Annotated in this window: 23 protein-coding genes and 2 tRNA genes; 23 read left to right on the forward strand and 2 right to left on the reverse strand. The window is 32.2% G+C overall.

What is annotated here, in order from left to right; translation table 11 throughout:
• Positions 1–497 precede the first annotated feature (497 nt).
• The 22 genes from JCM14822_RS07310 (at position 498) to JCM14822_RS07405 (ending at position 18,394) form a co-directional block, all read left to right on the forward strand.
• Entirely contained in the window at positions 498–2,222 is a 1,725-nt protein-coding gene (locus tag JCM14822_RS07310; RefSeq protein ID WP_054741032.1) for a family 14 glycosylhydrolase, read from the forward strand.
• A gap of 119 nt (positions 2,223–2,341) precedes the next feature.
• Entirely contained in the window at positions 2,342–3,637 is a 1,296-nt protein-coding gene (locus JCM14822_RS07315; protein WP_054741034.1) for a Na+/H+ antiporter NhaC family protein, read from the forward strand.
• 670 nt (positions 3,638–4,307) lie between these two features.
• A tRNA-Arg gene (locus tag JCM14822_RS07320) sits at positions 4,308–4,381 on the forward strand.
• Between the two features lie 192 nt (positions 4,382–4,573).
• The gene (locus JCM14822_RS07325) at positions 4,574–5,338 is read left to right on the forward strand and encodes a GNAT family N-acetyltransferase (protein ID WP_054741036.1); all 765 of its coding nucleotides are present in this window, start codon (positions 4,574–4,576) and stop codon (positions 5,336–5,338) included.
• Between the two features lie 165 nt (positions 5,339–5,503).
• Positions 5,504–5,632, forward strand: a complete 129-nt coding sequence (locus tag JCM14822_RS22500; protein ID WP_278287188.1) for a hypothetical protein — start codon at positions 5,504–5,506, stop codon at positions 5,630–5,632.
• A 112-nt stretch (positions 5,633–5,744) separates the two neighbouring features.
• On the forward strand, positions 5,745–6,419 hold the full coding sequence (locus JCM14822_RS07330; protein WP_054741039.1) for a Crp/Fnr family transcriptional regulator: 675 nt from the start codon (positions 5,745–5,747) through the stop codon (positions 6,417–6,419).
• Between the two features lie 5 nt (positions 6,420–6,424).
• Positions 6,425–7,165, forward strand: coding sequence for a uracil-DNA glycosylase family protein (locus JCM14822_RS07335; protein WP_054741042.1), 741 nt, complete (start codon positions 6,425–6,427; stop codon positions 7,163–7,165).
• Positions 7,166–7,267: 102 nt separating this feature from the next.
• A complete protein-coding gene (locus JCM14822_RS07340) occupies positions 7,268–8,023 on the forward strand; it encodes a PHP domain-containing protein (protein ID WP_054741044.1) in 756 nt (251 codons plus the stop codon).
• Positions 8,024–8,254: 231 nt separating this feature from the next.
• On the forward strand, positions 8,255–9,313 hold the full coding sequence (locus tag JCM14822_RS07345; RefSeq protein ID WP_054741046.1) for a BMP family lipoprotein: 1,059 nt from the start codon (positions 8,255–8,257) through the stop codon (positions 9,311–9,313).
• Between the two features lie 137 nt (positions 9,314–9,450).
• Positions 9,451–10,038, forward strand: coding sequence for an HAD-IB family phosphatase (locus JCM14822_RS07350; protein ID WP_054741048.1), 588 nt, complete (start codon positions 9,451–9,453; stop codon positions 10,036–10,038).
• Positions 10,039–10,185: 147 nt separating this feature from the next.
• Positions 10,186–10,911, forward strand: coding sequence for a LytR/AlgR family response regulator transcription factor (locus tag JCM14822_RS07355; protein WP_054741050.1), 726 nt, complete (start codon positions 10,186–10,188; stop codon positions 10,909–10,911).
• Positions 10,912–10,921: 10 nt separating this feature from the next.
• The gene (locus JCM14822_RS07360) at positions 10,922–12,229 is read left to right on the forward strand and encodes an ATP-binding protein (protein WP_054741052.1); all 1,308 of its coding nucleotides are present in this window, start codon (positions 10,922–10,924) and stop codon (positions 12,227–12,229) included.
• A gap of 108 nt (positions 12,230–12,337) precedes the next feature.
• Positions 12,338–12,940 (forward strand): accessory gene regulator ArgB-like protein, encoded by a 603-nt coding sequence (locus JCM14822_RS07365; RefSeq protein WP_083461318.1) that lies wholly within the window; start codon positions 12,338–12,340, stop codon positions 12,938–12,940.
• Positions 12,941–12,943: 3 nt separating this feature from the next.
• Positions 12,944–13,075, forward strand: a complete 132-nt coding sequence (locus JCM14822_RS24905) for an AgrD family cyclic lactone autoinducer peptide (protein ID WP_083461319.1) — start codon at positions 12,944–12,946, stop codon at positions 13,073–13,075.
• Positions 13,076–13,277: 202 nt separating this feature from the next.
• On the forward strand, positions 13,278–13,583 hold the full coding sequence (locus JCM14822_RS07370) for a hypothetical protein (RefSeq protein WP_054741056.1): 306 nt from the start codon (positions 13,278–13,280) through the stop codon (positions 13,581–13,583).
• A gap of 72 nt (positions 13,584–13,655) precedes the next feature.
• Complete coding sequence (locus JCM14822_RS07375; RefSeq protein WP_054741058.1) at positions 13,656–14,579, forward strand: polysaccharide deacetylase family protein; 924 nt, start codon at positions 13,656–13,658, stop codon at positions 14,577–14,579.
• Between the two features lie 143 nt (positions 14,580–14,722).
• On the forward strand, positions 14,723–14,923 hold the full coding sequence (locus tag JCM14822_RS07380) for a hypothetical protein (RefSeq protein ID WP_054741060.1): 201 nt from the start codon (positions 14,723–14,725) through the stop codon (positions 14,921–14,923).
• Between the two features lie 130 nt (positions 14,924–15,053).
• A complete protein-coding gene (locus tag JCM14822_RS07385; protein ID WP_054741062.1) occupies positions 15,054–15,782 on the forward strand; it encodes a glycerophosphodiester phosphodiesterase in 729 nt (242 codons plus the stop codon).
• A 264-nt stretch (positions 15,783–16,046) separates the two neighbouring features.
• A complete protein-coding gene (locus JCM14822_RS22505) occupies positions 16,047–16,700 on the forward strand; it encodes an AI-2E family transporter (protein ID WP_054741064.1) in 654 nt (217 codons plus the stop codon).
• Positions 16,701–16,702: 2 nt separating this feature from the next.
• On the forward strand, positions 16,703–17,161 hold the full coding sequence (locus tag JCM14822_RS22510; protein WP_054741066.1) for an AI-2E family transporter: 459 nt from the start codon (positions 16,703–16,705) through the stop codon (positions 17,159–17,161).
• Positions 17,162–17,381: 220 nt separating this feature from the next.
• Entirely contained in the window at positions 17,382–18,263 is an 882-nt protein-coding gene (locus JCM14822_RS07400) for a DUF3881 family protein (RefSeq protein ID WP_054741068.1), read from the forward strand.
• A 57-nt stretch (positions 18,264–18,320) separates the two neighbouring features.
• Positions 18,321–18,394 (forward strand) — tRNA-Arg (locus JCM14822_RS07405).
• Positions 18,395–18,664: 270 nt separating this feature from the next.
• On the opposite strand, the gene JCM14822_RS07410 is transcribed toward JCM14822_RS07405, so the two are convergent.
• Positions 18,665–20,122, reverse strand: a complete 1,458-nt coding sequence (locus tag JCM14822_RS07410; RefSeq protein WP_054741070.1) for a leucyl aminopeptidase — start codon at positions 20,120–20,122, stop codon at positions 18,665–18,667.
• A 252-nt stretch (positions 20,123–20,374) separates the two neighbouring features.
• Positions 20,375–20,938: a manganese efflux pump MntP gene (locus tag JCM14822_RS07415; protein WP_054741072.1), complete on the reverse strand. Its 564-nt coding sequence runs from the start codon at positions 20,936–20,938 to the stop codon at positions 20,375–20,377.
• A gap of 507 nt (positions 20,939–21,445) precedes the next feature.
• Between JCM14822_RS07415 and JCM14822_RS07420 the strand changes: the two genes are divergently transcribed.
• Entirely contained in the window at positions 21,446–22,288 is an 843-nt protein-coding gene (locus tag JCM14822_RS07420; protein ID WP_054741074.1) for a Cof-type HAD-IIB family hydrolase, read from the forward strand.
• Positions 22,289–22,398 lie beyond the last annotated feature (110 nt).

Here is a 22,398-nt window from a genome sequence, read left to right on the forward strand (position 1 = left end):
CTTTTAAAAGGTTGTTTGTATTTGTATGCAATAACTATCAAGATGTTGATTGACATAGCTACTCTATTCGTATAGAGTGGCTATTTTTATTATAAGAAATTAGTTTGTTAAAGATAAATAAATTAGATAGAGAAAATATGTAAGGTTTGCTAAATAAGAGAAATATAATCCCTAAATTATAAGTTTAGAGTATTTAAATCTGCATTAAAAATACTGTAAGAACACAAAATCCTCTTATTAACTTCAAGCGCAAGAGTTTAGGAAAAGTTTGACAGGGAATCAGACTTTAAAACAAAAATAAATGCCTCAATATCTATTAAATATGAACGTGAAAAAAGGTGCTTCAGGGGTGGGGCACCTTTTTAGTGCGTAAAAATATAAAAGGCACAATATATATTGTAAAGTATGGAAAAAATTATACTATAAATAAAACAAGTTGAATAAAGTATAGTAGCTGTTTAATAGAAATTAGTATTTTAAATTGAGGGGGAGATTTAATGGTACTAAAAATTTTTAAGAGTATGGGATGCAAAGTTATTAGTTTGGCAATAGCAGTAGGTATGTTAATGCCAGTAACAACATTTGCAGAAACGACTCATTTTACAGCTAATGCCATGGCACCACTTAAGGTAATCAATTGGAACGAGTTTAACAATCAGTTAAGAAAAGCAAAAGAGATAGGAATCGATGCGATTAGTGTGGATGTTTGGTGGGGAGATGTAGAGGGCGTAGCAGATAATCAATTTGATTTTAGCTATTATGATAGAGTCTTTGCAGCAATTAAAGCAGCGGACCTAGACATTGTACCAATTATGTCATTTCATCAGTGTGGTGGGAATGTGGGAGATAATTATACTGCGTACTTGCCTAGGTGGATATGGACTAAATATGAAAATACATCTATTGAAGGTCAGTATCTTAATCGCTATAACTTAAAGTATCAAAGTTCTCAAGGTAACTTTTGTAATGAATATATTTCTTTATGGGCTGATGAAGCTATTAAGAATGAGTATATTGATTTTATGAATGCGTTTGAAGATCATTTTGGTGCTACGTATAAAAATGATATTCAAGAGCTTAATATTAGTGGTGGCCCTGCTGGAGAATTAAGATATCCTTCTTATAACAATCATGATACAAATACGGGTTATCCTAATAAGGGTGCTATGCAATGTTATTCCAATTTAGCAAAGGCAGATTTTAGAGTAGCAATGCTTACTAAATATGGTAGTTTACAAAGCATTAATAATGCTTGGGGCTGCAATTTAAGTAGTCTTAACCAAGTGACACCACCTATGGATGGTGATAATTTCTTTTATAGTAATGGTGCACATAATTATTATGAAAGCCAATATGGTAAGGATCTTTTGGAATGGTACAATGGTTCATTGGTAGAGCATGGTAGACGCATGCTAACTTATGGGCAGGAAGCATTTGATGAGGATTTTGATAATATTAAATTAGGTATTAAGATTCCAGGGGTTCATTGGCAAATGGAGTCAACTAATACACCACGTGCGGCAGAGGTTTGTGCAGGGGTTATCGATAGTGATTTTAGCCAAGATAATGGATATGGTTATAATCCAATTTTAGAAATGATAGAGAGCTTCAATGATGAGGTGAATTTACATTTTACATGTCTTGAGATGAATGATCATGATGGCAATAATACTTCTGCACCTAAAACATTAGTAGGTTATGTAGGTGATAGTGCAGCTAGATTAGGTATAGAGATTAAAGGAGAAAATGCATTATCTGGTGGAGATGACTATCAATATTATTGGAATAATATTTCTGATGCCATCAATTATCATGGATATAATGGGATTACTATTTTAAGAGTTGGTGACGTAGTAGAAGGTCAATCTTATAATTATTATAGAGACTTTATTGCAAGATACGAAAAAGAGGACAATAATCAGATAAATGTTAGCGTGAAATTTAGAGTTAATCAAGCAGAAACTTATTGGGGACAAAATGTGTATGTGGTAGGAAATATCAAAGAACTAGGTAAATGGAATACAGATCAAGCGGTGAAATTAGGGCCAACGAATTATCCAACTTGGGAAGGTATAGTGACTGGAATTCCAGCAAATTCTAGTTTTGAATTTAAGTTTATTAAGAAAGATGGGTATGGTGTTGTGATTTGGGAAAGTGGTAATAATCATGTGTATTATACCAATGATCATGATGGTAATTATATAAGTAATTGGTTAAATTAATGAGATTTAAAGCAATTTAAACCTTCTTAGAATTTATATGACAAAATTTAATAGTAGATTAATACAAATAAGTTATGTTAATATAGAAATCGACTATACATTATTTAGGAAGGTGTCATATGAGAAAAGAAGGAAATGAAGGTAGTGCATTAGCATTATTACCTTTAGGTGTGTTTTTAATATTATTCCTAGGAGTAGGAATCAGAACGAATGACTTTTATAAAATGCCAGTATTAATAGCATTTATGATTGCAACAGCTGTGGCATTAACATTTAATAGAAAGAAATCATTTGAAGAAAAGATTGAGATGTTTTGTAAGGGTGCTGGTCATACAGATATTATGATGATGTGCATTATCTTTATTTTAGCTGGTGCCTTTGCTTCTGTAGCCAAAGCTATGGGCGGCGTAGAATCTACTGTTAACTTAAGTCTGCATTTAATTCCATCTAAGTTCTTAGTAGGCGGCTTATTCCTAATTGCTTGTTTTATTTCACTTGCTATGGGAACATCTGTAGGAACGATTACAGCACTTACACCAATCGGACTTGGTATCGCTGAAACAACAGGTATGCCAATACCACTTGTAATTGGAGCAATTGTTGGTGGTGGAATGTTTGGAGATAACCTCTCTATGATTTCAGATACCACAATTACAGCAGTACGTACTCAAGGCTGTGAATTAAAAGATAAGTTTAAAGTAAACTTTTTAATTGTTTTACCAGCTGCAATTATTACAATCATTATTTTAACTATAATGGCAGGTCAATATCATCAAGAACTTACTGGTGAATATGCTTATGAATGGGTGAAAGTAATCCCATATCTTGCAGTATTACTTGGTGCAATTTTAGGCGTGAATGTGTTTATCTTACTTGCAGGGGGAACAGTACTTGCAGGAATTGTGGGCGTTGTAACAGGTAGCTTTGGAGTATTTGATGCAATAGGCGCAGCTTCTAATGGAATGATTGGTATGGCAGAAATGGTACTACTTGCAATGATTATTGGTGGAACATTAGAGCTTATCAAAGAAAATGGTGGTATTGATTACTTAGTGAACTTTGTAAAACGTTGTATACGTACAAAGAAAGGTGCAGAGTTTGGTATTGCTGCCCTTGTAAGTCTTGTAGATATGTGTACAGCCAATAATACAATTGCCATCGTTATGGCAGGACCACTTGCAAAAGATATTGCTGATGAATATGATATTGATCCTAGAAGAACAGCTAGTATCTTAGATATCTTTGGGGCATGTATTCAAGGGATCATTCCTTACGGAGCACAGCTCATTGTAGCATCAGGTCTTGCAGGAATTTCACCTATTGCAATTTTAAAATATTTACATTATCCAGTGCTTATGGGTATTTGTGGCCTTATTGCTATAGCAATTGGTTTTCCTAAGTTTAAAAATAAATAAAGAATATATAAAAAAGATATCAGAGGTTTATAATAACCTGTTGATATCTTTTATATATGAAATTATCATGTAAGAATAAAAAATGTAAAAGCAAAAATGCTCTATCTGGCAACAATGAAAATCACACAAAAATGGACAATGAGATATAGGGGTTGGGATTTAGTATTTAATCAGCTTCATTCTGGAAAAGATGGAAGAAAAACCATATAATCTTCTGCATATAAATGCATTGTATAATACACTTAAAAACAAGAAATCTGAACCTGCTAAATTCTATGAATTACGTTTTCGAATAGTGAGATTTCCTATTTCATAAACTTCATATAAGCCTGATAGGCATAGGAAACGACACCTAACTATTAAGATTTTTCATAGCTTCCTTTATATGTTAGCATAAATTTTTATAATTGAATAGAAATTTTGAGACAGATGCAAATCGGTCTATTTGTAGTACCTAAAAATGGATTTAAGAAGACATTTTGTATTCTCTCTTTTTGCTTTCCTTGAATTGTTACAGCATAGATGTTATGCTTATAAAAAGACCAAAAATCAGATGCCGTAAACACAAAAAAATCAGATGTTCCAATGAGAACACATGTTAATTAGATACATCAAAAACAATCTCTCTATTGAACTCCCAACATAAAAGTGTTAAACTTAAAATGTATAAGCACGCATAGTTCAGCTGGATAGAGCGTCTGACTTCGGATCAGAATGTCGTGGGTTCGAATCCTACTGCGTGTGTAAGCATGAAGAGAAGCCTATAGATTTTAGAATCTTAGGCTTCTTTTTTGCCTAGAAGCTTACTATTACATATATAAATTGACACACAATTTGTAAACAGTTTAGATTTTCTTAAATTGTGTTATATTACTATTAGGAAAATCATTATTTTATAAGTATTAATTAGGGTTTAAGAATTTATGGGGTGATCAAATGGGAGAATTAAATGTTGATTTTATAAATCTAACGAAGGAGAATTTACCTACTGAACATATATCATGTATTATTCGCAGTAAGAAGGTGCATCCGGGGATAGAGGCTAAGAAGCAGTGGCTTTGGGAGAGATTTGATGAGGGACATGTTTTTAGAAAATTAAATGTTAAGGCGACTGTTTTTATTGAATATGCGCCATTAGAAAAGGCTTGGGTGCCTATTGAGGGGGACAATTATTATTATATTTATTGCTTATGGGCTTCAGGCAGTGGTTATAAAGGTAAGGGCTATGGGAAGGCTATGATGGAATATTGTATTGCAGATGCTAGGGAAAATGGAAAGTCTGGCATTTGTATGTTAGGTGCCAAAAAGCAAAAAGCTTGGCTGACAGATCAGGCTTTTGCTAAAGGATTTGGCTTTGAGGTAGTGGATACCACAGAAAGTGGCTATGAGTTACTTGCTCTTTCTTTTGATGGGACAACCCCTCATTTTACACAGGGGGCTAAGGCTTCAAAAATTGCAAATGAAGAGCTGACTATTTATTATGATATGCAGTGCCCTTATGTATATCAAAATATAGAGCTTATTAAAGAACATTGTGAAACAAATAATGTACCTGTTTCATTCATTAAAGTAGATACCTTAGAGAAAGCTAAAGCATTACCTTGTGTGTTTAATAACTGGGCTATGTTTTACAAAGGAAAATTTGAGACAGTGAATTTAATATTAGATATGGCAAAACTACAAAAAATGTTACAGAGGTAGAATCTTCTCTATGAAGGTTCTATATTTTTGTATAGATGTATGAAATTTTCAGGTGAATTTTTATGTGACAAAGTCACAGAATAAAATTTTTAATGCTGATATATTAACAAAGAATTTATTAGACTGTCCGTTGGCGGTAAGGAGGTTTTAGGATGAGAGGAGATTATGAATTCTATTAATTATTCAATGGTATTTGTTTTTTCTATACTAGTAGGGGCATTTATTGCATATAGAACATCTAGGAAAAATGAGAAGCAAGAGGTTATGCAGGAATATGTCCGAGAACATGTGTAGGTGCTATGGGTGGAGTGGTTTATTATTAATGGGTATACTATTTATGAGTGGTGCTTATTTATTACCTAGCTCAATCTTAAACAATAAATAATTAGGGAGAAGCTAAAATAACATGGAGAAAGTTAATTATTTAGAGGAAATCTTACCTTTTTGGAAAAGCTTATTACAAAGTGAAAAAGAAGAATTAGTTCAAAATAGTTCGATTGCCCAATATGATCAAGGTGAGATTGTACATGTTAAAAATGCAGAGTGTACAGGAATTTTAATTGTAATAAATGGTGCATTTAGAAGTTATATTGCTGCCCCTAGTGGAAGAGAAATTACGTTATTTAAATTATATGAGAGAGATATTTGTATGTTATCGGCTGCTTGCGTTTTTAGTAACATCACTTATGATATTAATTTATGTGCTATAGAGGAGGCGAAAGCTATTATTATTGAAAGTACTACTTTTAAAGCTTTAGCGCAGAAAAATAGTGCCGTTTTAGAGTTTCTTCTTTATATTACGCAAAGTAAATTATCAGATGTCATGTATACTTTAGAACAAGCCATTTTCTTTCCATTAGATTATAGAATTGCACAGTTTTTATATGAACAAAGTTTAATATCTGAGACAAACGATTTAGAATTAATCCATGAGATGATTGCAAATCATTTAGGTAGTTCAAGAGAAGTGGTGAGTAGAATACTTAAGAAATTTGAAAAAGAAGGGCTTGTGACATTAACAAGAGGACATATTAAAATTAAAGATTCAGGGCAGCTACTAGATAAGATAAAGAAAGGATAACTTGAATGAAACAAATGCCAAAGATTAAGGATTATTATAATGAGATTGCGAAGCTCCCTTTAAAAAAGACTTATACAAAAGAGGAGCTTATTGTGCCGGAGTTTTGTATAGAGGAAGAGGGGAATATTTCAATCTATTATAATACCCATAATGAATATATGAATCCTAATGGTAAGGTATTTATTGTAGGAATTACACCTGGATTTGCCCAAATGAATACTTCTATTATAGCAGCTAGAAAGTGCATTGAAGAAGGTGTGCCATTGGAAGAAATGCCTTATATTTGCAAGAAGGAAGCTAGGTTTAGTGGGACTTTAAGAAAAAATATTATAGAGATGCTAGATGAACTCAATGTACAAGAAGCTTTAGGCATTTGTTCTACAGCAGAGCTTTTTGGAGATAGAGATGATTTATTGCATACGACATCTATGCTACCTTTTGCGACTTTTGTAAAAGGTAAAAATTATACAGGCCATACACCGGATTTAATGAAGAATGAATTATTAATGGATTATGTAAAAGCTTTCTTTTATCCTCAAGTAGAAATGTTAAAGGATGCTTTCATTATACCTTTAGGCAGATGTGTAGAAAACATAGTTTTAGAATGTATTCAGGAAGGAAAGCTAAAGGAGTCTCAATGTTTATTAGGTTTTCCTCATCCTTCTGGAGCCAATGTGAATCGTAAGAAGCAATTTGAAGCAGAAAAGCAGCAGATGCAAGAGAAAATTGAGCAATTTTTCAAATAGTAAACAGTCTTAAAATGTGGCAAAAGTGGACAGGTAAAGAGGCTTGTGCTACCATGTAGTGGAATGAATACAATGAACGTACAAGCCTTGAGGAGGAATAAAATGATTGCAAATTATCACACACATACGAGATGGTGTAACCATGCTGTAGGAGAAATAGAAGATTATATTAAGGCGGCTATAGAAGCTGGACTTAAAGAGATTGCAATTACAGATCATGTGCCACAAATTGAAAATGATGATATGGCTAGAATGAGATGGGAAGAGTTTGCTGCTTTCAATAAAGAGTTAGATGAACAAATAGAGAAATATAAAGATGAAATTCGCGTCATTAAAGGGTTTGAATGCGAATATTACCCTGAAAAAATAGAGACTTATAAAATGTTCCGCAAGGAATATGGCTATGAGATTTTAATACTTGGTCAACACTGGTGTGATCATAAACGTATTGACAGCTTTGCAAAGAAAGAAGATGAAAAGCCTTTATATATCTATGCCAATGAAGTATGTGAAGGATTAGAAACAGGTATATTTACTTTCTTAGCTCATCCTGATTTAATTCTTGAGAAATACAATGATGACAAATGGGATATGCACAGTGAAAAGGTTATGCGTCAAATCTTTAGTACATGTGAACGTTTAAATATTCCAGTTGAAATCAATGTAAATGGTTTACGTGGTGGCAGAAGATATCCTGTTTCAGAAGCACTTAAACTATCTAAGGAATATAAACTAACTTATTTAATTAATTCAGATGCTCATGATCCTAGATTTTTAAGCGATGAAGCTATTGCTAAGACTGAAGCATTAGCTAAGTCTTTTAATATAGAAGTAACACCTATGTTAGGGAAGTTTTAATTAAAAATGTAGAATAACCTTTATAAGCTAAGTACATAATAAGAATTAATGAAATGAATAAAGCAATAAAATTAAATATGGCAAAACGTTTTTGTAAAAAGCTTGCAAAACGTTCGGGTTTTATGTATACTAATATAGCAAGTGACAAGTAAAATTTGTTTTTGCGACATAATGAAGAAAAAATAACTAGAATGAATACATAAATTAGACTTGGAACAGGGGTTAAAAACTATGAGTAGAAAGTTATTAAGAAATATCGTATGTGGATTTATAGCAATGTCAGTATTAGCTGGATGTGGTGCAAGTACAGGAAATACTAATAAAAGTGATTTACAAGTAGGTCTTGTAACAAACATTGGTTCAATTGATGATAAATCATTCAATCAAGGTTCTTGGGAAGGCATCCAATCAGCAGCTCAAAAATTTGGAATCAAATCTAAATATCTTCAACCAGGTGGAGAATCAGATGCAGAGATTCTTAAGGAAATTGCTAACTTTGATGAAGCAGGATACGATATGGTAGTTGCCCCTGGCTTCAAATTTACACAATCAATTACACAAGCACAAAGTAAATATCCAGATAAAAAATTCATGATTATTGATGCTGTACCAGAGACAGTAGGCAATAATACAGTAGCAGTTTTATTTGATGAGCATGAAGCAGGATTTTTAGCAGGACTTGCAACTGCTGTAGAGCTCAAAGAAGCAAATGTTGGCTTTATTGGTGGTATGGCAACAGATGCAGTTAACAGATACAATTGGGGATTCCAACAAGGTATTCAATTTGCAAATGAAAACTATGGAACAAGTATGACAATGTTACCAGAGAACTTCATTTATCAAGGAACATTTACTGATGTGGCAGCTGGACAACAAATCAGCGCACAACTTTATGATCGTGGAGTAAATGTTATCTTTAGTGCAGCTGGAGCAGTAGGTACAGGTGTTATTAAAGAAGCTAGAGAACGTGCACAAGGCGGCGAAAAAGTTTGGGTCGTTGGTGTTGATGTAGATCAATATGATGACGGGTTATACAATGATACGCAGTCAGTTGTATTAACATCAGCTATGAAAAAAATTAGTACAGCAACATATGATGTGATTGCGGATGCAATTGAGGGAGCGTATAAAGGTGGTCAAACGCTCACATATGGTGTACAAAATGATGGGGTAGGTATTCCAGAAGTGAATCCTAACCTTAATGAAGAAACTACAAAAGTAGTAAACGAAGCATATGCTAAAATTAAAGCTGGCGAAATTATAGTAGTGGCTGATCAAGGAATTTTATAATTCTAAAGTTCAAACTTAAAAGGGTGATATGATAGTGGTGGGTCATATCACCCTTTTTAATATGCATTAAAACTTTACAGAAGATTGAAAATATATATATACTATAATTATAGACAAAATAGACTAGGGGGAGAGTCATGAAGATAATTGCATATGATTTTGATAAGACAGTTTATGATGGAGATAGTTCTATTAATTTCTATAAGTATTGTTTAAAAAGAAAGCCTAGTATTTTAAAATATATACCTATTCAGCTTTATGCTACAGTTATGCACTATGGTTTAAAGAAGTGGCCTAAAGTAAAAATGAAAGAAAAATACTTTATGTTTCTCAGGGACATTCCTAATATAGAGGAATGGGTAAATGATTATTGGAAAATACATAAATCAAAATTAAAAGGATGGTATATGCAAAAGGATCATCAGATAGATATTATCATATCTGCATCACCAGAATTTTTGTTGACATCTATTTGTAAAGAGATTGGTGTAAAGAAGTTAATTGCCTCTAAGGTAGACGCTAAAACAGGAAAGTTTGATGGAGAAAATTGTTATGGAGAAGAAAAGGTAGTACGTCTCAATGAATATATGAGCGATTATGAAATGGCAGAGTTTTATTCTGATTCCTTATCGGATACACCTTTAGCTCGTTTGGCGAAAAAAAGTTATATTGTTATTGGTGACAGGCTTGTAGATTGGAAAGAGTATGAAGAAAAACATAAATAAGAATAATTAAGGAGATAACTTAAAAAAGATGTCTCCTTAATTATTTTATGAAAATTAAGGATAAAAAGACAAAGTTTGATAAAATAAGGGAAAAATAATATAATTGATTGAAGAAAATGTATAGAGTGATATAAGAAGGTGATAAAAATGCTATCAATCATGATATGTGATGATGAAGAGATTTATGTAAAAGAGCTATCACGAATGATAAAGGAGGAATTAGAGGAGTTAAATATCGAGTATGATTTAGAGGCGTGTACTTCTCCTAAAAAATTAGTTTCAGAATATGATAAACGGGAAGATAGTATTGATTTGATCTTTCTAGATATTGATATGCCGGAAATGGATGGCATTGATGTTGCTGAAGCTATAAGACAAATAGATGAAGAAGTAACCATTGTACTCATAACATCCATGGAAGATAGAGTATATGATGCCTTTGGTTACAATATTTATAAATTTATACGTAAAGGCTTAGAGATGGAGGAACGAAAAAGCTTAATTAGACAATGCATTAAGTATGTAGAGGGAAAAAAGAATATATATTTATTTAATACTGAACAAGAAGTACTTAAACTGAGAGAAAATGAGATTATATATTTTGAAATAGAGCTTCGTAAGTTTTATATGCAGACGACGAAGGGACGTTACCGTATTATGGTAACACGATTTGAAGATATATTAGAAATTATAAAGAATAATAGTAACTTTGCAATGCCTAATAGATCCACACTAATTAATATGCGTTATGTAAGGACAATTACAAAAGACTTAAAAATTTTAACAGACTTTAGTGGGAAACAAGAAACCATCTTAATAAGTAGAAATAAGAAAAAAGCATTTTATAGTAAATTTGTGGCATACATAAAATAGGAGAACAGAGATGTATATTTTTATGGAGATTTTATTTTGTATGATTGATACTTTGTTTTTGGATCAATTTGTACAATTTATATTAGAATATAAATATGAAGAGAGAAAGAAATATAAAATTCCAGGACTTATGTTGTTAGCAATGGGGATTTATTTTGTAACGGGGTATGAGGCTTTTAACAGCTGTTCAACCTTGATAAGTCTAAGTTTAATGTGCAGTTATACAATAATCATGTACAAAGGGACAATTAAAAATAAAATTATTGTAGCCACTGTATTTGATGTTTGTTTAGGATTATGTACAATCGTCAGCGTAAATTTGATGGCCTATTTAGCAAATAAAGAGATTAGTGAATTATTAACTTATGGACATATGACACGTGTTGGCGTTATTTTAATGGTTAAGCTATTTATTCTGAAATTAATAGTTGCTGCTAAACGAATTTTTAATTTAAAAAGAGTAGAAATGCCTAAGGGGTATAGAGATTTCGCACTTGTGACATTCGTTGCATCGTTGGTAACTGTCATCGTTATGTTTAAATTGAGTGTTTATAATACAGACTCATTAATGCAGCGATATATTGTTTTATTAGCTGTTATATTCTTTACATTTAATATAATGATTTATGCTTTATTTAGAAAGATTATTGTAAGCGTACAGGAAAATGCTAAGACAAAATTAATTTTACATAATCAAGATGTTATACAAGAACATATTATGGAGCTTAATAAGAGTCATAAAGAGATTAGAAGAATTAAACATGATGTGCTCAATCATTATGGCATCCTAGAATATATGGTTACTAATAATGAGAAAGAGGAGTGTCTGAAATACATTAGGGAGTTAAGAGAACAGGCCGAGAAAGTACCAATGTATTATAATACAGGCAATATGATAGGAGATGCAGTTGTTAATCAAAAGGTTTATTCCACGAGGGAAGAAAATATAGATTATGATTTGAAAATTAAGTTCCCAGAGGAGATGTGTATAGAAGAAGTAGATTTAGGGACATTGCTAGTAAATTTATTAGACAATGCTATAGAAGCTGTACGAGAAGTAGAGGATAAAAAGAGGAAGATTAAGGTTAATATTCATCCGCACCATAATAAACTGCTTATTAATATGAGCAATACTGTAGCTAGTAATCCTATTCAAAATAATAAATTGGTGCAACGTAAAAAGCTAAACAAGCATGAACATGGTTATGGGCTTATTAATGTAAAGTATGTAGTTGATAAATATGCTGGATTTATGGAATATAGCTGTAAAAACAATGAATTTGAAATCAATGTTTTAATAGATTATAGGGAAAGCTAGGTAATAAAAAAAGAAGATTTAACCATTTAAACAGAAAACTTTACCATTTAGACAGAAAACTTTACCATTTAGACAGAAAAAACAAAAATAAAAAGATAGTGTGATAGAATGACTGTATCAAAGGAGTTGAAAAATATAAACCGAGTAATTAATAAGTTGGTTTTAACATTACAAGCAAATCATATCATTTTAGAAGAAGAGTGTGATATTTATTGCTATGGTTTAGAAATACTGATAAGCAATTTGTTTTTGCTAATTACTATATTAATAGTAGGGATTGCGGCTAATTGTATTCAGTATACATTAATATTTTTATTGATATTTATGGGCATGCGGCGTATAACAGGTGGGTATCACGCCAGTACAAGATGGCAGTGCTTTATTATAACCCACGTATTACATGGGTTAACAATTGTAACTACAATGACCCACTGTATGATGATTATGGATAACTTAGTTTTTCTTAGTAGTGTATTTACAGTAGGTATTGTATATATGGCAGCACCTATAGAAAATAAAAATAATCCTAAAACTTCTAATGAATTAATTAGAAATAGAAGAATAAGTAGGATAATGGTTAGTGTACTTGCAATTAGCACATTAGTAGGATTTTATGGGGGCAATAACAATTATAAAGGATTATGGTCAACTGTAGCAGTAGTTATGAGTATAGTAGGTATACTTATCTTGGTGCCTTACATAAAGGAGTAGTAAATGAAATTAATTTTATTGATATTGTTGGAAAAGGTAGCTAGAAGATCGGCCTATAAAGCCATAAGCTATCAGTCAGACTGGTGGTGCTATCAAACAAAAGTACCAGAACAGTTATTAAATAAGGCAAAATAAGCAGTAATGCTTAGTTTGTATAGATTCCTTAAGTTGGTTAAATTTGTTAAGTTAGTTGGATTGGAGGATGTCTATTTAGGCATCCTCACTTTTTTATGTTTTGAAAAAAATGGTAAGATAAAAAATTAAAATCTATGTTTTAAATTTAAGTTAAAAATAGTATACTGATTAATAGATAAAATAAAAGAAAGGATAAGGCATTATGGCATATAGAAGTAACTTAATTTTTGGTACTAAAAAGAAGAATCGATTTTTAGGTGTATGTATAGCTATAACTATCTTAGGCGCTGCTTTAACAATATGTCTCTTAGGTGAAAACCTTTTTATTGCAAGTAGTATTAATAAAAATACTGCAAGCATAGAGACTATTTCTAAGACTACAGAAGACTTAAGAGCAGAAGTACAAGCTGTGAAAGAACAAAAAGTAGCAGCGGAAAAAGAATTAGCAGAATTACAAGATAATTTAGCAAAATATGAACCGGTAGTTATTCCAGATTCAATGAAATAATAAGGAATAACATAAATATAACATTAAAAATAGGAATAGGTATAATTAGAGAAGTAGAAAAAGGTGATAACAATGGGTTATGGCAGAAGAAAGAGTAATAAAATTGGAACTACACTACTATTTCTACTTTTAGCAATAGTATTCGGAGGATGTGCAGGGTTTTTAGCATATAAATTACCTGAGAAGGTAAGTGCATTAAAAGTTGCCAAAGAAGCAGTGACTACATTTAATGCAGAGCAGGTAGCACTTGAGGAAGAACTCAACACTCATAAACTAGAGCTTGAAGCAGTAGAAACAGAAGTTCAAAATAAAAAAGCACAATTAGAAAAAGAAATAGCAGCTCATCCAAGTGTAAATGTAAGTGATGATACAAATAAATTTGCATATCTTACATTCGATGATGGGCCAAGTGTAAATACTGTAAAAATTCTTGATTTTCTTAAAGCCAATAATATCAAAGCAACATTCTTTGTTTTAGGTAAAAATAATCAAGATGAAATATATAAACGTATTGTAAATGAGGGACATACTTTAGCAATCCACTCTAACACACATGAATATGATAAAATTTATCGTAGTGTAGATACATTTATGACAGATATTACAGACTTATCAAAATCACTTGAGAAAATCACAGGTGTTAAACCTACTATTATGAGATTCCCTGGTGGTTCTAACAATACAATTAGTCATAAATATGGTGGCACATCAATTATGGATCAAATTATTCCAGCAGTTAATAATGCAGGGTTTACATATTTTGACTGGAATGTAGATTCATCAGACGCATCTGCCAATAGACAAGATAAAAATGTAATTGTAAATTCTGTTTTAAATGGTTCAAAAGGTAAAGATGAAGCAGTAATCTTAATGCATGACGCACCAGCTAAAACGACTACAGTTGATGCACTGCCACAAATCGTGGAAGGGCTTAGACAACAAGGATTCTCATTTAGAGCAATTACAGGTGAAACAGAGCAAGTAAAATTCAAATAATAAAAAAAGGAGCTATTGTAGCTCCTTTTTATTATTTGAATTTTATAAGGAAGTAAGGGATGGAATTCGAGAATAATTTTGAAGTTAAAAGCAAAACATAAAGGCAAATATGTTAATGATTAATATTAGGATGGGTGAAGTAAGTGAGTGAATATATTTGTCGAAAATGTGGTTATAGAAAAACAGTGGGATATGAGTATGAAAATATGATGGAATTACCTATTTATCCTATGTATGATGCAAATATTATGGGTTCATTTTTATCTATGGAGTATTCTGGAGCTAATTGTGAAGAAGCTTGCCCTGGATGTGGGAAATTTGGTACTTGGGAGCTTGTAGATTAATACATTAGTGAAATACTATATATAATGAATTAATTGAAAATGTTTTAAAAACTTGAGACTTTAATATAATAGGATTATAATAAGAAATGAGGCCGATAGAAAACTTGTTGACGTGAGAGGAGAGACATAAATGGGAAGAGTTTTAAATATTGCACACAGAGGTTTTAGTGGTAGATATCCAGAAAACACAAATATTGCTTTTGCTAAAGCATTAACAGAAGGTTATTGTGACGGAATTGAAGTAGATGTACACATGACAAAAGATAACAAAGTTGTTATCATTCATGATGCAAAACTTGACAGAACAACAACAGGTACTGGATACATCAAAGATCATACACTTGATGAATTATTAGAATTTGATGCGGGCGTAAAATATGATCCTAAATATGAAGGAGAAAAGATTTTATGTATTAAATCTGCCATTGAATTAGTTAAGAAATACAATGTTAAACTTTACATTGAAATTAAAGATAGTGAAGAACAATACGAACAAATTACAGAAGAAGTAATTGATCGTGTAGCAACAATTGGTGCAGAAGATAAAGTAATCTTATCTTCTTACAATGTAGAAACTCTTAAAAGAATTAAAACATTAGCACCAGCTATTAAAACAGCACTTCTTTGCAAAGAAATGCCATGGGATATCCGTAGCTATAGATATGCGGATGCAATCTCAGTAGATTATACTAAAGTAGATAAAGAAGCAATTGATACAGTACATAGCATTGGTAAAACAGTGACAGTATGGACTGTAGATGAAAAAGCAGATATGAAACAAATGAAAGAATTAAATGTAGATGCAGTTATTACAAATCATCCAGATACATTTAATGATGTCATTAATGGATTATGCTAATTGTAAGGTAATATAAGTTTAGCTTATTTTAGAGAGCGTTTTACGAAGGGTCGACTCGTAAAATGCTTTTTTATTTTGGCGTAAAATGTTTAAAGTATGGGAGAAAGGATATAATTAAGCAAATGAATTTGAATTTATACCTGAATAAGTTTCCAAAATTAGGATATATTTTAGTAGAGTGTCTAACTTAATTTTTTTATATGTATAAGGTATAATAAAAATAGAGGGTATCCCTTAAGGTTTACAAGAGGAAAGGAGTTATGGATGATTAAGTATAGAAAACAGTTGTTTTTAATTACATATGCCTTAATACTTGCCTTTGTGCTCATTAAGTTTGAAGATGTAAGAGGTATGATTAAAAACTTTTTTGTACTCATAGGGCCATTTATATATGGGTTTGCCTTTGCCTATTTGATTAACATTCCAGTCACCTTCTTTGTTAAAAAGCTTTTTAAAGTAGAGGAAGGGGATAGAACTTACAAGAAGAAAAGGGGTATAGCTATTGTACTTTCATATGTTCTTGTATTTGCAGTAATCATCCTTGTATTTGCTACATTAATTCCACAGTTAGCTAATAGTATTAGTGTATTTGTAGGAAATATGAATAGTTATTCTACTCAGTTTGAGTCGCTTTCAAGAGAGATTATGAGTAGAGTGGACCTTCAAGAATCAAGTTGGATAAAGGTTCAAAATTTCTTGGTACAGTCTAAGGAACAAATTATTGCGATTTTACAAAATATCGTGCCATCTGTTATAGGGATTGCAACAGGTGCGTTTAATGGAATCCTCAATACAGGATTTACACTCATTATTTCAATTTACATTTTAATAAGTAAAGATGATTTAGCAGCACTTATTTCTAATACATTGCAGGTTACGATATCTAATAAAGCGAGAAGTATTTATATCATGTATTAGAGGTGACAAATGAAACATTCAAAGGATTCATTGTAGGCCAGTTAACAGATGCACTTATTGTAGGAATTTTAACTTTTATAGGTGCATGGAGTTTTAGATTTCCGTATCCATTATTAATTGGATTTATTGCAGGGATTACAAATGTCATTCCAGTATTAGGACCATTTATTGGAGCTGTGCCATGTGTCATTATTATTTTATTAGCAGATCCAACTAAGGTTATATGGTATCTTGTATTTGTTGTAGTATTACAACAAATAGATGGTAATATTATTTGTCCTAAAGTTGTAGGTGATTCAATAGGTCTTGATGGTATTTGGGTTGTATTTGTCGTACTTGTAGGAGGAGGGCTTTTTGGTATAATTGGTTCAGTATTGGGTGTACCAGTATTTGCAATTATATTTAGACTCTATAATGAATGGCTAGCTAAAAGATTAGAAGCTAAAAAGATAAAGAAATAAGTAGAAAACCAAGGTGAAACTGTATAAAAGTATCATAATCTCCTTGAAAAATATATATATATATTTATAATAGGAGAATGAGTAACTACTTGTAATATGAAAATAGCCTTTGTATAATTAGAAAATAATAGAAGACAAAAAACTTTGAGACACTTAGTTTTTATGGATAAGATAGTAAATTAAGTGTTAAATAAGATTAGAAACGGAGAGGGGGATAAAGATGGAATCTCCAATTTCAGCAGTTGGTTTTTCAAACCTAGACAAAGATACACAATTAGAGGCTATAGTAAGTAGTATATTAGATAGCCCAACTGAGCAAGTTGTGACAAGAAAGCAGAATAAAGATATTTTAGCAGAATACTTCAAAGCATACGATAATGATATGTATGTCATGGTAAGAATTGTTCTGAAAGGTGGTAGCAAGAAAGAAGCTAAGATTGAGATTGAACAATGTGAACCATGTTTTATAAGTCACAATGAGATTCAAGTAGAAGACATGGCAGTAGAATGTGTAGATGATGACTATACATACTATGTGATTTGTGAAGAAAAGGACACAGGCATGCAGTTTATTTTCTGGCTACAAAATGTTGTGGAGTATCTTGATATTATAGAAGAAAAACGTATATTTGATAAAGTTAAAGTTGCTGGTCTTGCTATGGAAGGTACGATTATTTTACCAATTGAAAAAGACCAAGAAGATGAAGAAGTTGAAAGAGAAGAACGTGAAAAGCTTAAGGTCATCATTCAAAAGGCTAGAGAAGGGGATGCACAGGCCCAGGCTCAACTTGAACAAGAGGAAAAAGACTTAGATGATCAGCTTAAAGAGCGTATGATGCAAGAAGATTTCTTATCTATTATGAGTGGCTACTTTGTACCAACAACATTAGTAGATGCCACATATGCTGTGTTAGGCGAAATCAAATCAATTGATACACGTAAAAATAGTAAAACAGGTGAAGATATTTACCTATTTGTTTTAGAAGTAAACGATATGCCATTAGAAGTGCTTATTAATAAAAAGGACTTAGTAGGTATGCCTAGTGTGGGTATGCGTTTTATGGGAACTTGTTGGTTACAAGGGACCATTGTTACAAAATAAAGGCTTGACTAAAATAAATAAAATATGTACTATAATAGAGTGTCTATTAGGCACAGTGTTTCCGTAGCTCAGTAGGATAGAGCGACCGCCTCCTAAGCGGTAGGCCGCTGGTTCGATTCCAGTCGGGAACGCTTGGAGACAGGGTTCTGCATGAAAGTGCAGAGCCTTTTTTGTTTGTTGGCGTATGAGTAGAGGGTGGCGGTGCATTTGATGCACACCCTTTATATGTGTAATTCCACCTACTTTAGTAGGTTGGTTTAAGTGTGCTGTTTGAATAGCGCACGCTTTATCGCACTGTGAGTTCACGCTGTTTCTTTGTTTATCGAACTTAGAGTATCACAAATTCTGTAGAGTGTAGTTCGAATCCTTCCACCTTCATTTGCGCTCTCTTCTGTGTAGCCCTATCTTGATTTTATAAGTTGGAAGAGAGTTCTTACTGGAGTCCCAGTTGCTCCCTTCACATTAATACTATTTACACTTTCATGCCATGCAGTTCCTGCAATATCAAGGTGCATCCAAGGTGTGTCATTTTCTACGAATTCTCCTACGAATAAACCGGCTGTGATTGTGCCAGCGTATTTACCGCCTAAGTTTTTAAGGTCTGCAACTTCACTTTTGTTCATAGCTTTATATTCTTCGAATGTAGGAAGTTGCCAGAATTGTTCTCCTGTCTTGCGGGCAGAAGCTTGTAAGCGTTCATAAAATGCTTCATTATTTGTAATAACAGCAGTTGTACTTGTTCCTAAAGCTGTAAGGACTGCGCCTGTAAGTGTAGCTAAATCAATAACCTCAGTAACTTTTTCTTTTTGCATCATATAAGTCATAGCATCAGCTAATGTTAAACGGCCTTCTGCATCTGTGTTTAAGATTTCGATTGTTTTGCCTGACATAGAGGAGATAATATCTCCAGGTTTGTAACTTTCACCAGAGATAGCATTTTCGCAAGCAGCTACAACGGCTATAACATTTTGTTTTACTTTGCTTTTTGCAATAGCATACATTGTACCAATAACGGCACCAGCACCACCCATATCGCTGTGCATTGTTTTCATAGAATCAGTTGGTTTGATTGAATAACCACCTGTATCATAAGTTAACCCTTTTCCAATAAGACCTAAAGTATAGTCACTAGAAGGATCTCCCATATGACGCATTACAATGAGGCGAGGTTTCTTTTCTGAGCCCATACCTACAGTAAGGAAGGCGTGCATACCAAGTTCTTTGATTTGTTTTTCGTCCATGATTTCTACTTGGAGTCCGCATTCTTCACCCATATGTTTCACATATTTAGCAAGTGATTTTGGATACATATGATTTGAAGGTTCATTTACAATATCTCTAGCAATCTTAACGCCTTCTATGACATTAATGCTTGTTTCAAGGACTTCTTTTTCATTTTCAAGTTTAGAAGCTGGAATGCCTATAATATAAATTTCTTCAAAAGCAATAGTATTAGCTTTTTTATCTTCTGTTTTGTATTTATCAAATTTATAAGTAGCAAGTGCCATTGTTTCTGTAGTGATTTTAGTGTTGTCCCCAATGCATAATTTTGGACTAAGTGCAATTTTGACACCTACTTTTTTTACTTTAAGTTCTACAGCTTTTCTAGCAGCCTGACTAAGAGCGTTTCTAAGTATAAGGCTTTGTCTAGGTTTAGTCATTTTACCAAGTCCTACATAGATTGTATATTTAACAGTTTCACCTATAGTAGGTAAAATGAACATTTCATTTTCTTTGCCAGTGAAAGTCCCGCTCTCAATTAGTTTTTGTAATTCTTCTGTACGTGCAGTCGTATCTTCAAATACAGGGATAATAAATGCATCAACTTCATCTAAAGTTACGTCTTTAATGTAAAACATGTGTTTCTCCTTTGGTGTATCATATTTGTTTTCATGTATGAGTATAAGAAGTATATACATGAAATATTCTTATCTAGTATAACCATTTTAAGGGAGAATGTCTTGAGGTACTGAAATAAAAAATAGACTATTGTATTAAAAAACATAAACAAAGTAAGTAGAAAAGGTGTAAATAGGGTTAAGAGGGAAGCATATAAGAAGAGTTTGTTACAAAGTGAAATGATATCCTTTTTGTAACAAACTCTTTAATTATTAACCAATAAGTGATTTAATCGCAATAAGAACTAAGATAATCCCACCAATAAGTGTTGATTTGCTTTCGAACATATTACCGAATTTCTTCCCAACGAAGATAGCAACTAATGAACAGACTCCAGTAGTAAGAGCTATGATAGAAGATGCATATACAACGTTTACACCTATAGCACTAAAACCAATACCTACTGTGAAAGCATCAATGCTTGTAGCGATTGCTTGTAAAAGAAGTGTTTTATAAGTAAGATTACCTTCTACAACTTTTTCTTCAGCTTCAGGATTTTTATAATCTTTGTAAACATCTATAAGCATTTTACTACCAATGAAGCCTAAGATTAAAAAGACTAAGATGTTGGCGTATTGTGTAATGATTCCTGAAATAAGACCTCCAAGGAGGAAACCTAAAAGTGGCATAAAACCTTGAAAACCTCCGAAAAATACAGGCATACCAATTACTTTGTCTTTAGTAAGTCCTTTATAAATCATACCATTTGTCATAGATACAGCAACGGCGTCCATACTAAGACCTAATCCAATTAAAATAATTTCCCAAATTCTCATTTGCATTTCTCCTTTATAAGTTTATTTTATACAAAATAAAAGACTCATGCGTAGCACAAAGCTACACATGAGTCTTGTTCATTAAGACAAGCCAGATTATAAAGGTTTTAGTACCCTATAATCACTATGTTGACTTGTCACGTACAATAAATTATACGCAAACTACTCCCTCACGAGTTATTAAATCATTATATCATATGTACAAATATATTGGCAATGACCTAATGACTGAATTGTTTATATAATAAGAGAAAGAAATTAATGAAAACATTGCAAAAAGAAGGTTGTTGGGGGTAACCTTCTTTTCGGGCGAATAAGATATACCGATTGTCTTATTCAATTTATAAAATTAAATGGGGAGTAAAAGAAAAAACTATAAACAAAAAAGAATATTGTTCTTAGGATTTTTCCTTTATAATAAATATAGCTTTACAAAATGTAGAGAATATGATGTTTTTGTGTGATTATTATGAAGAAAAATAACTAGAAAGAGACAGAGGATTTAGCATGGATAGGAAAATAATATTTTGTGATGTAGATGGGACATTAATTAATCATCATGGCGTAATGTTAGAATCTACGAGAGAGGCAATCAAAGGAGCAAGAGCTAACGGACATCTTGTATTCATATGTACAGGACGTTCTAGAGCGGAATTAGTTGGCAAAGCTAATGAACTTGAAGTAGATGGCAGAATTTGTTCAGCTGGTGGACATGTAGAAATACAAGATCAAATTATAAGGCAAGAATTTATGCCAGTAGAAACAATTAAACATATCATAGACTTTTTTAAGGCACATCAAATCCAATTTTGTTTAGAAGCTCCTGATAAAACTTATGTAAGTGAAGGCACAGTTGAATTCTTTAGAGAAATAACTAAAAGAGATATTGCAAGACATCCAGAAAATAAAGAAAGCATTCAAAAACAAGCAGAAGGTTTTATGGGACATATGACAAGTGCTGAATCACTTGAAAGAGAAGATATCTGTAAGATTCTTTATTTTAATTCCAAGTTGACCACGGAGCAGCTTCAAGCAGAATTCAAAGATGAAGTGGTTATATTACCAAATTCTATGGCATATTGGGGCAGTGGCAGTGGTGAAATAATGATGCTTGATGTGCACAAAGCTACAGGTATCCAGCATGTTTTAACATATTTAGGTATGAATCAAAAAGATACTCTTGGGTACGGTGATAGCTTAAATGATATGGAAATGGTGCAATTTGTAAATATAGGTATTGCTATGGGCAATGCATGTGATGCACTGAAAGAAGTGGCTGATGAAATCACAGAAACAGTAGATAATGAAGGTATTTATAAAAGCTTTAAATTACAAGGGCTTTTAGATTAGAACTAAAAAGATAGTGTCGCAGAATTATAATTTTGTGACACTATCTTTTTAGTTCTATTTATCAAGTGGTAAGAAATTATTTTCAAGCATTTCTTGAATTTTAAGGACAA

The sequence above is a fragment of the Cellulosilyticum ruminicola JCM 14822 genome, assembly GCF_001311925.1.
In the GTDB taxonomy this organism is placed as follows: domain Bacteria; phylum Bacillota; class Clostridia; order Lachnospirales; family Cellulosilyticaceae; genus Cellulosilyticum; species Cellulosilyticum ruminicola.

What these genes read in the sequence shown, in the direction of transcription:
- JCM14822_RS07415 (WP_054741072.1), bottom strand. Translation starts at nt 20,938, where the DNA reads ATGAGAATTTGGGAAATTATTTTAATTGGATTAGGTCTTAGTATGGAC.
- JCM14822_RS07360 (WP_054741052.1), top strand. Translation starts at nt 10,922, where the DNA reads ATGTATATTTTTATGGAGATTTTATTTTGTATGATTGATACTTTGTTT.
- JCM14822_RS07400 (WP_054741068.1), top strand. Translation starts at nt 17,382, where the DNA reads ATGGAATCTCCAATTTCAGCAGTTGGTTTTTCAAACCTAGACAAAGAT.
- JCM14822_RS07365 (WP_083461318.1), top strand. Translation starts at nt 12,338, where the DNA reads ATGACTGTATCAAAGGAGTTGAAAAATATAAACCGAGTAATTAATAAG.
- JCM14822_RS07355 (WP_054741050.1), top strand. Translation starts at nt 10,186, where the DNA reads ATGCTATCAATCATGATATGTGATGATGAAGAGATTTATGTAAAAGAG.
- JCM14822_RS07310 (WP_054741032.1), top strand. Translation starts at nt 498, where the DNA reads ATGGTACTAAAAATTTTTAAGAGTATGGGATGCAAAGTTATTAGTTTG.
- JCM14822_RS07370 (WP_054741056.1), top strand. Translation starts at nt 13,278, where the DNA reads ATGGCATATAGAAGTAACTTAATTTTTGGTACTAAAAAGAAGAATCGA.
- JCM14822_RS07375 (WP_054741058.1), top strand. Translation starts at nt 13,656, where the DNA reads ATGGGTTATGGCAGAAGAAAGAGTAATAAAATTGGAACTACACTACTA.
- JCM14822_RS07420 (WP_054741074.1), top strand. Translation starts at nt 21,446, where the DNA reads ATGGATAGGAAAATAATATTTTGTGATGTAGATGGGACATTAATTAAT.
- JCM14822_RS07340 (WP_054741044.1), top strand. Translation starts at nt 7,268, where the DNA reads ATGATTGCAAATTATCACACACATACGAGATGGTGTAACCATGCTGTA.
- JCM14822_RS22500 (WP_278287188.1), top strand. Translation starts at nt 5,504, where the DNA reads ATGAATTCTATTAATTATTCAATGGTATTTGTTTTTTCTATACTAGTA.
- JCM14822_RS07345 (WP_054741046.1), top strand. Translation starts at nt 8,255, where the DNA reads ATGAGTAGAAAGTTATTAAGAAATATCGTATGTGGATTTATAGCAATG.
- JCM14822_RS07350 (WP_054741048.1), top strand. Translation starts at nt 9,451, where the DNA reads ATGAAGATAATTGCATATGATTTTGATAAGACAGTTTATGATGGAGAT.
- JCM14822_RS07335 (WP_054741042.1), top strand. Translation starts at nt 6,425, where the DNA reads ATGAAACAAATGCCAAAGATTAAGGATTATTATAATGAGATTGCGAAG.
- JCM14822_RS07330 (WP_054741039.1), top strand. Translation starts at nt 5,745, where the DNA reads ATGGAGAAAGTTAATTATTTAGAGGAAATCTTACCTTTTTGGAAAAGC.
- JCM14822_RS22505 (WP_054741064.1), top strand. Translation starts at nt 16,047, where the DNA reads ATGATTAAGTATAGAAAACAGTTGTTTTTAATTACATATGCCTTAATA.
- JCM14822_RS07315 (WP_054741034.1), top strand. Translation starts at nt 2,342, where the DNA reads ATGAGAAAAGAAGGAAATGAAGGTAGTGCATTAGCATTATTACCTTTA.
- JCM14822_RS07325 (WP_054741036.1), top strand. Translation starts at nt 4,574, where the DNA reads ATGGGAGAATTAAATGTTGATTTTATAAATCTAACGAAGGAGAATTTA.
- JCM14822_RS24905 (WP_083461319.1), top strand. Translation starts at nt 12,944, where the DNA reads ATGAAATTAATTTTATTGATATTGTTGGAAAAGGTAGCTAGAAGATCG.
- JCM14822_RS07385 (WP_054741062.1), top strand. Translation starts at nt 15,054, where the DNA reads ATGGGAAGAGTTTTAAATATTGCACACAGAGGTTTTAGTGGTAGATAT.
- JCM14822_RS07410 (WP_054741070.1), bottom strand. Translation starts at nt 20,122, where the DNA reads ATGTTTTACATTAAAGACGTAACTTTAGATGAAGTTGATGCATTTATT.